Annotated in this window: 9 protein-coding genes; 6 read left to right on the forward strand and 3 right to left on the reverse strand. The window is 40.0% G+C overall.

Annotated elements, in window-relative coordinates:
- Nucleotides 1-109 precede the first annotated feature (109 nt).
- Entirely contained in the window at nt 110-2,377 is a 2,268-nt protein-coding gene (locus PVK62_RS14065; RefSeq protein WP_274445307.1) for a patatin-like phospholipase family protein, read from the forward strand.
- Between the two features lie 220 nt (nt 2,378-2,597).
- Nucleotides 2,598-5,186: a bifunctional aconitate hydratase 2/2-methylisocitrate dehydratase gene (gene acnB, locus PVK62_RS14070; protein WP_274445308.1), complete on the forward strand. Its 2,589-nt coding sequence runs from the start codon at nt 2,598-2,600 to the stop codon at nt 5,184-5,186.
- A gap of 92 nt (nt 5,187-5,278) precedes the next feature.
- Here acnB and PVK62_RS14075 read toward each other — a convergent pair whose 3' ends face one another.
- From PVK62_RS14075 to PVK62_RS14085, 3 genes are all read right to left on the reverse strand, one after another.
- A complete protein-coding gene (locus PVK62_RS14075) occupies nt 5,279-6,418 on the reverse strand; it encodes a glycerate kinase (RefSeq protein ID WP_274445309.1) in 1,140 nt (379 codons plus the stop codon).
- A 12-nt stretch (nt 6,419-6,430) separates the two neighbouring features.
- A complete protein-coding gene (locus PVK62_RS14080; protein WP_045101232.1) occupies nt 6,431-7,696 on the reverse strand; it encodes a GntP family permease in 1,266 nt (421 codons plus the stop codon).
- Between the two features lie 127 nt (nt 7,697-7,823).
- Entirely contained in the window at nt 7,824-8,969 is a 1,146-nt protein-coding gene (locus tag PVK62_RS14085; protein ID WP_274445311.1) for a sugar diacid recognition domain-containing protein, read from the reverse strand.
- A 135-nt stretch (nt 8,970-9,104) separates the two neighbouring features.
- Between PVK62_RS14085 and PVK62_RS14090 the strand changes: the two genes are divergently transcribed.
- The 4 genes from PVK62_RS14090 to PVK62_RS14105 all read left to right on the forward strand — a co-directional run bounded on the left by PVK62_RS14090 (nt 9,105) and on the right by PVK62_RS14105 (nt 12,415).
- The gene (locus PVK62_RS14090; RefSeq protein WP_274445312.1) at nt 9,105-9,473 is read left to right on the forward strand and encodes a YacL family protein; all 369 of its coding nucleotides are present in this window, start codon (nt 9,105-9,107) and stop codon (nt 9,471-9,473) included.
- A 169-nt stretch (nt 9,474-9,642) separates the two neighbouring features.
- On the forward strand, nt 9,643-9,981 hold the full coding sequence (gene glnK / locus PVK62_RS14095; protein ID WP_060994159.1) for a P-II family nitrogen regulator: 339 nt from the start codon (nt 9,643-9,645) through the stop codon (nt 9,979-9,981).
- 17 nt (nt 9,982-9,998) lie between these two features.
- On the forward strand, nt 9,999-11,228 hold the full coding sequence (locus tag PVK62_RS14100; RefSeq protein ID WP_274445313.1) for an ammonium transporter: 1,230 nt from the start codon (nt 9,999-10,001) through the stop codon (nt 11,226-11,228).
- Between the two features lie 173 nt (nt 11,229-11,401).
- A complete protein-coding gene (locus PVK62_RS14105) occupies nt 11,402-12,415 on the forward strand; it encodes a Fe(3+) ABC transporter substrate-binding protein (RefSeq protein WP_274445314.1) in 1,014 nt (337 codons plus the stop codon).
- Nucleotide 12,416: the final 1 nt, after the last annotated feature.

The following is a 12,416-nucleotide window of genomic DNA, read 5'->3' on the forward strand; positions in this document are numbered from 1 at the left end:
ATAAAATTATGTATTAACAGAATCAATGAAAACAAAACTTAGCTACTTATCTTTCTCTATTACCTTTCATCCTGTATTCTTTTAATATTGCTCTTTCAAGGATGACATAATGCGCTTCAAACCTCTCTTATTCTCTTCTATTGCTCTATATCTATTTTCATCAGCATCGCTGGCTGCTGACACTCGTCCTAAAATCGGCCTTGTACTAGCGGGAGGGGGAGCAAAAGGTGCCGCCCATATTGGTGTACTTAAAGCATTAGAAGAAATGAATATTCCAATTGATTATATTACAGGCACTAGTATGGGAGCTTATATTGGAGGCTTGTATGCATCAGGATTAAGTGCGGATGAAATTGAAGTATTTATTGATTCTATTGATTGGAATAGCGGATTTGTAGATAAAGTTGAGCGAAGTGAAAGACAAATTAGAGATAAAGAATATGAAGATCGTTATCAAATAGGAACTGATATTGGCTTCTCATTCACAGAACTAAAAGCACCAAAAGGATTTGTTCAAGGCCAGAATATGGCCAGAATTCTGAGAACAACCTCTGGAAATGTTTCTTATTTAGAGTCATTTGATGATCTTCCTATCCCATTCAGAGCTGTTGCCACCGATATAGAAAAGCTAGAGCCTGTGATATTAGATCATGGCAATTTAGCAGAAGCAATGATGGCAAGTATGTCAGTTCCTGGGGCGCTTCCACCTGTTGAATACGAAGGGCGTTTGTTGGTTGACGGCGGTAGTGTAAATAATATGCCTGTTGATATAGCAAGGGAGATGGGTGCAGATATTATCATCGCTGTAGATATAGGCTCTGATTACTTAGAAGCAAAGGATATCTCTAGTTATCTATCTGTAATGGGACAATTAACAAATTATATTGTAAAAAATAGTACCCTTCAGCAAGAAAAATTATTAGATGAAAAAGATATATTGCTTTCTCCCCATGTAGGGAAAATGGAAACGGCTGAATTCGATCGAATGTCTTTTGCTTATAATAAGGGTTATGACATTGCTTATGAAAAACATAAAGTATTCGATAAATTAGTTATATCAGAGAAAGCTTATCAAGCTTATAGCGATAATAAAAATAAAAAAACAGAGCAACTTATACGTGGTAATTCACTATCAATAAATAAACTTCAATTAGAGAATAAAAGTTTATATACAGAAAAAATGTTGCTAGACCGTCTTAATATTGAAGAAGGTCGGACATATACCGCTGATGAATTAGAAGCACATATAAGAGATTTATATGTCATTGATAGATTCGAACGAGTTGATTATTACTATAAAGAAACAAGTGAAGGAACCCATGATCTTATTGTTGAAGTTAAGGAAAAAAGTTGGGGTCCGAACTATTTAGATTTTCGCTTTGCTCTTGAAGATGACTTTGATAATCAGAGTAAATATTCTCTAGGAATGTCGATTAATTTTACTGATATTGAGTTAACGGGCCTTAGAGATAATCGTTCAGAATTGAGAGTTAATTTTGAGTTGGGAACCGATAAGTTGATCTCTGCTGAGTTATATACCCCATTTTTAATTAACCAACTATTATTTACATCATTAAAGTCGACTTACAGCGTAGAGCAGAAAAAATTCTCGTTGTCAGGTAATAAATTAAGTTCAATTGATAATAATTTTCCATTGGAATACAGTGACTTAGTGTTTGAAGCTGCGTTTGGCCTGCAGGGGCGCTTATGGAGTGACTTTAGAGTAGGTGGACGATACACTAAAGGTGATGTTGCTTTTAGTAGTATCTCAAGTATTGATGCAAGTTATACTCGAGAAGGTGTTTTTGCTCAGTATCGACTTGATACCTTAGATAACTATACCTTTCCAACGAAAGGTTTCTATGTTCGTTCAGAGTATCTTTATTCTCATGACAATGTAAATGACAGCGTTATTGATATTAATGGAACTAAAGATTCAGTTATAGAGTTTACAGTGAACACAAGGGCTGCCTGGACTTATTCTCGTCATACTTTCGTCGGTAATTTTGAGTATGGCGTTGTCGAAAATAAAAATGGAGATTTACAGTTAGAACCCAAATCTCTCGGTGGATTTTTACGCTTGTCTGGCACACCAAAAGACAGTTTAACAGGGCAAAACTTGGTGTTTGGTAGTCTTGTATATCGATATCGTTTAATGGATAACGATTTTGGATTATTTCAATCCCCTATATATTTAGGGGCCTCAGTCGAAAATGGAGGATTATGGAATGATGAGCATTTTGATGATGCACCTATCTATGCCGCAGGTTCTATTTTTGCAGGGATAGACTCTCCATTAGGACCAATTATTTTAGCTTATGGTCGTACGGAGCAAAATCATGAATCAATATATTTAAGCATTGGTGCAACATTATAATGTTTAAAAGTGCGCTATAAGTCCTATGTTGTTTGATGTGATGAGATTTTAATTTTAAGTTAAATTTGCTATCATCTGGCCACATTTAAGTCTGTACCGATACATATTCTCTTGTTTTATTGAGATTTATAACAGAATTAAAAAGTTAATGGATATAAACTGAATCGTTTCCAAGGATGTTTACTCATTAAGAGTAGACCAGAAAGTGAGGAATTAAGTCGTGCTTGAAGCTTATCGTAAACACGTCGAAGAACGTGCTTCTGAAGGTGTGGTCCCAAGACCATTAAATGCTGAACAAGTAGCAGCATTAGTTGAACTGGTAAAAAATCCACCACAAGGTGAAGAAGAAGTCATTCTTGATTTACTAGAAAATCGCATTCCCCCTGGTGTTGATGAAGCCGCTTATGTTAAAGCTGGTTTTTTAACCGCAATTACAAAAGGTGAAGTGGCGTCTCCATTAGTTAGCAAAGCAAAAGCGACTGAACTGCTTGGTACTATGCAAGGTGGTTACAACATTGAATCTTTAGTATCTCTACTCGATGATACTGAGCTTGCTCCTATCGCTGTAAAAGCACTATCTCATACTCTGCTGATGTTTGATGCGTTTTACGACGTAGAAGAGAAAGCAAAATCAGGTAATGCTTCAGCACAACAAGTACTTCAATCTTGGGCTGATGCAGAATGGTTTACAGCTAAAGACAAAGTAGCAGAAAAAATCACCGTTAAAGTATTTAAAGTCACTGGTGAAACCAACACCGATGATCTATCTCCAGCGCCAGATGCATGGTCACGTCCTGATATTCCTGTACACGCCAAAGCGATGCTGAAAATGGAACGTGATGGTATCACTCCTGATGAGCAAGGTAACGTTGGTCCAATTACTCAAATTGAAGAAATGCAAAAAGACGGTATTCCACTGGCTTACGTTGGTGATGTTGTTGGTACCGGTTCTTCACGAAAATCAGCAACAAACTCAGTACTTTGGTTTATGGGTGAAGATATCCCATTTGTACCAAACAAGCGTACTGGTGGTGTTTGTCTTGGTGGTAAAATTGCTCCAATCTTCTACAACACAATGGAAGATTCAGGTGCGTTACCAATTGAGCTCAACGTACAAGATATGAATATGGGTGATGTCATTGATATCTACCCTTATGAAGGTATTGTTCGTAAAGACGGTGCTGAGATCTCAAGTTTTAAGTTGGGCAAAGTACTTTTAGATGAAGTTCGAGCAGGAGGCCGTATTCCACTGATCATTGGTCGTGGGTTAACAAGCCGGGCACGCGATGCTTTAGGCTTAGCTGAAACGGACCTGTTTGCTAAACCAGTTGATCCATCTGAATCAGATAAAGGCTACACGCTAGCTCAGAAGATGGTTGGTAAAGCATGTGGTGTTGAAGGTGTGCGTGCTGGTCAGTACTGCGAACCTAAAATGACAACGGTAGGCTCTCAAGATACGACAGGTCCTATGACGCGTGATGAACTTAAAGATCTTGCATGTCTTGGCTTCTCTGCAGACCTAGTGATGCAATCTTTCTGTCACACATCGGCATACCCAAAACCAGTTGATGTAAACACTCACCATACGCTACCTGATTTCATCATGAACCGTGCGGGTGTTTCACTGCGTCCGGGTGATGGTGTTATCCACTCATGGCTAAACCGTATGTTATTACCAGATACTGTAGGTACAGGTGGTGACTCACATACACGTTTCCCTCTAGGTATTTCATTCCCAGCGGGTTCTGGCTTAGTAGCATTTGCTGCAGCAACAGGTGTTATGCCTCTTGATATGCCTGAATCAATCTTGGTTCGCTTTAAAGGCGAAATGCAGCCGGGTATCACACTACGTGATCTAGTGCATGCAATTCCTCTTTACGGTATCAAGCAAGGCCTACTGACCGTTGAAAAAGCCGGTAAGATCAATGAATTCTCTGGTCGAGTACTAGAAATTGAAGGTGTTGACCACCTATCAGTAGAGCAAGCGTTTGAGCTTTCAGATGCATCAGCTGAGCGTTCTGCTGCAGGTTGTACCGTTAAGCTTTCTCAAGAGTCTATCTCTGAGTACTTGAACTCAAACATCGTTATGCTTAAGTGGATGATTGCTGAAGGCTACGGTGATGTTCGTACGATAGAGCGTCGTGTGACGGCCATGGAAGAGTGGCTAGCGAACCCTGAGTTGCTATCTGCTGATTCAGATGCGGAATACGCGCACGTTATTGAGATTGATCTTGCTGACATCGATCAACCAATCCTATGTGCACCAAATGATCCTGATGATGCTCGTCTTCTTTCTGATGTTCAAGGTACTGAAATTCAAGAAGTGTTTATCGGTTCATGTATGACCAACATTGGTCATTTCCGTGCAGCAGGTAAGATGCTTGAAGAGTTTAATGGCTCTTTGAATACTCGCCTATGGGTGGCTCCGCCAACTAAAATGGATAAAGACCAACTGACAGAAGAAGGCTACTACGGCATCTTCGGTCGCGCTGGGGTACGTATCGAAACTCCTGGCTGTTCACTATGTATGGGTAACCAAGCCCGTGTTGCTGACAAGTCGACAGTAATGTCTACCTCTACTCGTAACTTCCCGAACCGTTTGGGTACAGGTGCGAACGTTTATCTGGCTTCTGCTGAACTTTCTGCTGTTGGTGCGATTCTTGGCCGCATTCCAACGAAAGAAGAGTACTTAGAGTACGCAGAGAAGATAAATGCAACAGCTGCAGATACATACCGTTACCTGAACTTCCATAAAATGGGTCAGTATACAGATAAAGCAGATACAGTTATTTTCCAAGAACCCGCTTAATCTTTGTTTATAAATGAAAAAAGCAGCCAAATCGGCTGCTTTTTTATTGCGTATAACTTTATATTAATCACGTACTCAACAAAAGAAATACGCTATTTTTTAATATGCATCGAATAAATTGCAGCGACATTTCTTGCTGTATTTTCAACATTGATCGCAGCTTCTTTTAGCGCTATTTCTAAAGATACAGAGCGAGGTACGACACTAAATACCGCATCAATACCGTAATCATGAACAACAGCGCAATCATCAGATAGACAACCAGCAATGCCAATAACGGGTAAATCAAACTTTTTCGCAGTTCTTGCTACACCAATAGGCGTTTTACCATGGATGGTTTGACTATCAATTCGGCCTTCACCTGTAATCACTAAATCAGCTTTAGAGAGCACATCACTTAAATTAACAGCATCCATTACAATTTCGATACCAGGTCGAAGCGTTGCATCAAATAAACCAAGTAACGCAGCACCAAGACCACCTGCAGCACCTGCGCCTTCTGTATCTTTTACGTCTTTGTTCAATTGTGATTTCATCACATCAGCGTAATGACTTAGGTTTGAATCTAATGTTTTGACCATTTCTGGTGTCGCCCCTTTTTGTGGGCCAAACACGAAAGATGCACCTTTGGGGCCACATAATGGGTTATCAACATCGCACGCGACTTCAAGTGTAATATCATCAAGACGAGGATCTTTATTTGAAGTATCGATCGTTGCAAGCTGTGCTAATGAACCACCACCAAAAGCAAGATCATTCCCCTCTTTATCTAGAAGTTTGATACCAAGCGCCTGAGCCATACCAATGCCACCGTCGTTAGTTGCACTGCCACCAATTCCGACAATAATATGTTTTACCCCTTTATCGAGAGCTGCTTTAATTAACTCGCCAGTACCATAGGTTGTGGTATGTAAAGGGTTACGAAAACTTGGCTCAACAAGATGTAAGCCTGAGGCAGCAGCCATTTCTATAATTGCGGTTTGGCCATCGCCAAGTAATCCATAAAATCCAGTTACTTTCTCACCAAGAGGTGCTGTAACTGTATGTTCAATGATAGATCCACCAGTAGCGTCAATTAGAGATTGAACTGTCCCTTCACCGCCATCGGCCATCGGTAATTTAATATATTCAGCATTAGGTAATACCTGTTTAAATCCAGCTTCAATTGCCGTAGCGACTTCCATCGCTGTTAAACTTTCTTTGTAAGAATCAGGAGCAATAACAATTTTCATAATAAAGCCTTATTAAACAAATAAACCGAAGACACCAAAGATGAGAGTTGAAACAGTTGCGATCATAAGACCAACCGCTGATTCATATGGAATAAGTTTTAAACGTTCTTTCATGTCCATGTGAACTGCGCCACCTGTTGCATGAAAGAAGCTGCCGTGTGGCATGTGATCTAATACTGTCGCACCTGCGTGGATCATTGCAGCACCAGCAAGAGCGGGAACACCAAGCTCTAAAATAGTATGACTAAAGACACTGGCTGCAACTGCTGTACCCGCAGTCGTTGATGCCGTTGCGAGTGACATCATTGCTCCTGAAATAGGCGCTAATAAATAAGAAGGAAGACCTGATGCGGTTAATACTTCAATTAAGCCTGATTTAAGTCCGGAGTTCGCAATAATTCCTGCAAGAGTACCAGTACCAAGTAGCATTACCGCCACTGGAGCCATACGAGAAAGGCCAGATACTGCAAAGTGATTGGTATCTCTAAAGCGTCCCATAGCAACAGCACCTAATAAACCACCAAGTGGAAGTGCGATGAGTGGGTCAACGTTAATCCCTGCGATAGGGCGTAACGCAAGAAGGCTAATAGCAACAAGAGGAGCGACGATTGAAGTAACGAAACTTGGTAAACGAGAGTGATCAACTGCCACGACTTCGTGCTCTTGAACTTTACTGCCTTTATTGACTAATTTCTTAGCGATGAAATAGGCAAAGACTAGACCGAATAAGCCAGGGATCACACCTGCAGCCATTACCGAAGTTAAAGGAACATTAAAGGCATCAGCAGCTGCAATGGCGTTTGGGTTCGGAGACATAACGTTACCCGCTTTACCGCCACCAACCATAGCTAATAGAATCGCCATTTTTGAAAGGTCAGCACGACGAGCAATGGCAAGTGCAATAGGAGCTACGGTGATAACAGCAACATCCACAAAAACCCCAACGGCGGTTAAGATCATTGTCGCGACGGCTAAAGCAAATAAAGCACGAGTTTCACCGACTTTCTTTACAATGGTTTCTGCAATAGAGGTTGCCGCGCCTGATTCGATTAGAACACCAGCAAGAACACCAGCGGCTAGAATACGAAGCACAGCAGTAACGATACCTTGTGCACCTCCTATCATTAAGTTCACGGTATCTGTAAGTGATACGCCACCAACAATACCACCGATTAAAGCACCAATGATCATGCCATAAGCCGGTGGTACTTTTTTCAAAATGAGTGTAATTGCAACGGTCAAGGCGGCGAGTGCACCTAAAGTCGATACTTCGATCATATTAATGTTCCATTTAATAATTAAGATGTCAGTAATCTATCTTTAAGAGTAGAAATAAGCTTTAGACGAATGAACAAATTTTATCGCCGGGGTGTAACTTTGATTGTGCCGCTGCACAAATTCACATTTACTTGTTGCTTGATAGTATTGCTAAATATAAATAAGTGCGATCGCTTATCTTATTGATATTTAAGTTGGTTTCTTGTTGTATCTTGTCTAGTCGATAGCGGAGAGTATTACGATGTATATGAAGCGCATTACAGGTTTGAGCTGAATCACAATTATGATTAAAAAAGGCACGTAGTGTTTTAATTAAAATATGTTTTGTATCACTGGCCATCAGCTTTTTAATCGGAAGCGCTAATTGTTCCGATCGCCATGCATCAGGTCGTAAGCCATCGATTAAAACAGGCAAGACATTATCTTGGTAAAAAAGAATACGGCTTTTGGAGTCTGCGGTATTCATGGTGGCCTTTGCCGTCATATAAGATTGTGCAAGACCTTCTAAATCCGGAAAGTAATCACCAAGTGCTATTTTTATCGTGAATTTCTCATCATGGGATATTCGTTGGAAAAGTTGGCGAATACGTTTTTCTTCGTGAGATCTATTCCACCCTGTATCCGTCAGTGTAATTGGTTTTAACACCACAACTTCATTTAATGTCACTGAACTGATCGCCACCAAATTATCGCGCTCAGGGTATTCAAGTAAATGAACGAGCTTTTGTAGGTGAGTAAGAGACAGGTTCTCTCCGTTAAATGAATCAACCTTAATGATGGTAGCGATCCGAGGTTGATGAAGATCGAGCTCTAAGCGTTCAGCAATCGAATACAGTTGTTGAGTGTTGAGATCCGAAGGTTGAATAAGCTGTAAAACCAACTCCTCTTTGTGTCGTTTTGACCACTGTATCTCTGTCATCAATGCAGCTTGTTCAATGATCAACTCTGCCGTCATCTTAACTAATTCTCCATATTGGTGAATTTCAGCAGGTTGACCTGAAATACCGACCACACCAATAATGTGATTTTGAAAGATAATAGGTAGGTTGATCCCAGCTTTTACCCCTCGTAATTGCTGGGCGGTTGCGTGATCAATCTCGACAATACGATTTTCATTAATGGCTAAAATAGCCCCTTCATGACGGCAATTAAGGCGAGATGGATCGCCAGAGCCAATAATGACGCCATATTCATCCATGACATTAACAGAATGCTTGATGATTTTCATCGAACGCACAACAATTTGCTTTGCGATCATGGTGGTTAATTGCATGGTTGGATCTCTTTCATCATGAATAAGGGCTTAACTATAAAAATACTAGGGATAGGATTATACTTAAGGAAAATAGCTCAGCATTGTCTTTGGTTAAAAGCGTGTGAGCTAACGTCAATTATCGTAAGGGTTCCGATGGATTACGAATTTAAGAAAAATACACTCGATGGCACTTATCATGCAAACTTTTCTATGGGTCATGAAGCCATGGGACGTTGGTTGGTGGAAGATGTCGCAAAAGATACCGAACTATTGGCGGAGCTGTATTTGCAAATAGCAGCAGTAAAAAATACTCAAGACGAATGGAAACGCTCAGGTCAGGTAATGACTCTAATTTTGACCGATCAAGAAGTTATTGTCCAAGAAAACGCATTATTTGAAAATTCAGAAGAAGAATTTGAAGAAGATATACATATGTATGACGATGAATGTATTTCTGTATGCGGATTAGAAGATTTTGAAACCATGCTCCAAAGTTGGGAGGCGTTTATTCGACGCTTCTGATATGTAGTTGTTATTGCTCAATACTAGGGAAAGGCTGCACTTATTTAGTGCAGCCTTTTTTGGTTGTTGGAAATTAATAATGATAAAATGTTGAATTTATTGTGTTTTTAAAGTTGGCACACGAATTGGATTGTTAAGTGTAAGTTACAAATAATTCAAGGACTGAAGCATGAAAATAATCAATGCCATTATAAAGCCATTTAAATTAGACGACGTTCGTGAAGCTCTTGCTGATGCTGGCGTCGATGGAATGACAGTATCAGAAGTCAAAGGATTCGGGCGTCAAAAAGGTCACACTGAATTGTATCGAGGTGCAGAGTATCAAGTCGACTTTCTACCTAAAGTAAAACTTGAAATAGCAGTTCAAGCAGAACATGTAGACAATATTATTGAAGCGATTACAAAAGCAGCACATACCGGAAAAATTGGTGACGGAAAGATTTTTGTTTATGACCTTCAGCAAGCAGTGCGTATTCGTACTGGTGAAACTGATACAGAAGCACTTTAAGGATAGAGGACAATATTATGGAACTTTCAACAACAGTATCAGAACTTCGTTATGCCCTAGATACCTTTTTCTTCTTAATGTCAGGTGCTTTGGTTATGTGGATGGCAGCAGGTTTTGCCATGTTAGAGGCCGGTTTAGTTCGCTCAAAAAACACCACTGAAATTTTAACTAAGAACTTATGCTTGTATGCGATTGCTTGTACAACTTATTTAGTTGTCGGTTATAACATCATGTATGTCGATAATGCAGCGGGTGGGATCATGCCTTCTATTGGTGCTTTAATTGGTACTCAATCAGAAGGGGCTGATCATTCATTAGAATCGGATTTCTTTTTCCAAGTGGTTTTTGTTGCAACCGCAATGTCAGTAGTATCTGGTGCCGTGGCTGAGCGTATGAAACTTTGGTCTTTTCTTGTGTTCTCTGCCATTTTAACGGCCTTTATTTATCCAATGGAAGGGTATTGGACATGGGGTGGTGGCTTCTTATCTGAAGCAGGGTTCAGTGACTTTGCCGGTTCTGGTATTGTTCATATGGCTGGTGCTTCAGCCGCATTAGCTGGCGTATTATTACTTGGTGCTCGTAAAGGTAAGTACGGTAAGAAAGGTCAAATTTACCCAATTCCTGGTTCTAATATGCCACTGGCAACATTAGGTACCTTTATTTTATGGTTTGGTTGGTTCGGATTTAACGGCGGTTCTCAATTAATGATTTCAGACTTTGAGAATGCAACGGCAGTTGGCCAAATCTTTTTGAATACCAATGCAGCAGCTGCAGCTGGTGCAATCACAGCGTTATTCGTGTGTAAAACTACGTGGGGCAAAGCGGATTTAACCATGGTATTAAATGGTGCATTAGCTGGGCTTGTAGCAATTACCGCGGATCCTTTATCCCCGTCTCCATTGGCCGCTGTGAGTGTTGGTGCTGTGGCTGGTGCATTGGTTGTCTTTAGTATTGTTGGATTTGATAAAATTAAGATTGATGATCCTGTGGGGGCTATTTCAGTTCATGGTGTATGTGGGTTATTTGGTTTGATGATCGTTCCATTAAATAATGCTGATGCAACGTTTGGCGCTCAACTGTTTGGAGCTGTTGTTATCTTTGCTTGGGTATTTGGTGCAAGTCTTGTGGTTTGGGCAATATTAAAAGCAACCATAGGGATCCGAGTTACAGAGGATGAAGAGCTTGAAGGGATGGATGTTCACGATTGTGGAATAGATGCTTATCCAGAGTTTGTTAGTGTGAAATAAATAGCATTATTAATATTCTTTTACAAAATATGAAGCCTCAACACCGATAGTGTTGAGGCTTTTTTGATAAATAATGCGAGAGATCATTGCCATTTAAGAATTGCTTTGTATAATATCGCTATTGATAAGTATTCTTATTACCATTTGTAACTAGAAAAATTTAAAGGAATATCATGAAAAAGTTATTATCAGTTTCTGCACTAATCGCAGGTATGTTTGCACCAAGTGTTATGGCTGCTGAAGAAGTTAATGTTTACTCTTACCGTCAGCCTTTCTTGGTTGAACCAATGTTTAAAGAGTTTACCAAAGAGACTGGTATTAAAGTTAACGTGAAATTTGCTAAAAAAGGCTTGGCTGAAAAGCTAGCTCAAGAAGGTGAATTAAGCCCAGCAGATGTTATCTTAACAACGGATATTAGCCGTCTTGCTGAGTTAACAAATAAAAATCTAGTTCAACCAGTAGATAGCAAAACGATTGATGCTAACGTTCCAGCTCAATACCGTGATTCAGATGACGAGTGGTTCGCATTAACATTACGTGCTCGTAACGTATATTCATCTCGTGATCGTGTTGGTAAGCTAGGTGCTGATTTTGATTATGCGGATTTAGCAAACCCAGAGTGGAAAGGTAAAATTTGTACTCGTAGTGGTAAGCACCCTTACAATGTCTCTCTGGTGTCCTCTATGATTGCTCATCATGGTGAAGCAGAAGCAAAAACATGGTTAGAAGGTGTAAAAGCAAATCTAGCTCGTAAGCCTCAAGGTAATGACCGCGCACAAGTTAAAGCAATTAAAGAAGGTCTTTGTGATGTCGCTTTAGGTAATAGCTACTACCTAGGTAAAATGGTTAATGATCCTAAGCAAGTTGCATGGGCTGAATCGGTATACATTAACTTCCCTAACCAAAACACAGAGGGTACTCACGTAAATGTCAGTGGTATGGCGATGGCTAAATACGCACCTAATAAAGACAATGCCTTGAAATTAATGGAATTTTTAACAGGTGATGTTGCACAAGGTATGTACGCTGACGTGAATTATGAATACCCAGTAAAACCAGGTGTTAAGCGTTCTGAGTTAGTTGCATCTTGGGGTGATTTCAAAGCTGATACGCTATCTTTAGATTCGATTGCAGATAACCACACCAAAGCAATTAAACTTTTAGATGAAGTGAAGTTTGATCTTTAAT

This window comes from Aliivibrio sp. S3MY1, assembly GCF_028765575.1.
GTDB lineage: Bacteria > Pseudomonadota > Gammaproteobacteria > Enterobacterales > Vibrionaceae > Aliivibrio.

What these genes read in the sequence shown, in the direction of transcription:
- PVK62_RS14085 (WP_274445311.1), bottom strand. Translation starts at nt 8,969, where the DNA reads ATGCAATTAACCACCATGATCGCAAAGCAAATTGTTGTGCGTTCGATG.
- PVK62_RS14090 (WP_274445312.1), top strand. Translation starts at nt 9,105, where the DNA reads ATGGATTACGAATTTAAGAAAAATACACTCGATGGCACTTATCATGCA.
- glnK (WP_060994159.1), top strand. Translation starts at nt 9,643, where the DNA reads ATGAAAATAATCAATGCCATTATAAAGCCATTTAAATTAGACGACGTT.
- PVK62_RS14105 (WP_274445314.1), top strand. Translation starts at nt 11,402, where the DNA reads ATGAAAAAGTTATTATCAGTTTCTGCACTAATCGCAGGTATGTTTGCA.
- PVK62_RS14065 (WP_274445307.1), top strand. Translation starts at nt 110, where the DNA reads ATGCGCTTCAAACCTCTCTTATTCTCTTCTATTGCTCTATATCTATTT.
- PVK62_RS14100 (WP_274445313.1), top strand. Translation starts at nt 9,999, where the DNA reads ATGGAACTTTCAACAACAGTATCAGAACTTCGTTATGCCCTAGATACC.
- PVK62_RS14075 (WP_274445309.1), bottom strand. Translation starts at nt 6,418, where the DNA reads ATGAAAATTGTTATTGCTCCTGATTCTTACAAAGAAAGTTTAACAGCG.
- PVK62_RS14080 (WP_045101232.1), bottom strand. Translation starts at nt 7,696, where the DNA reads ATGATCGAAGTATCGACTTTAGGTGCACTCGCCGCCTTGACCGTTGCA.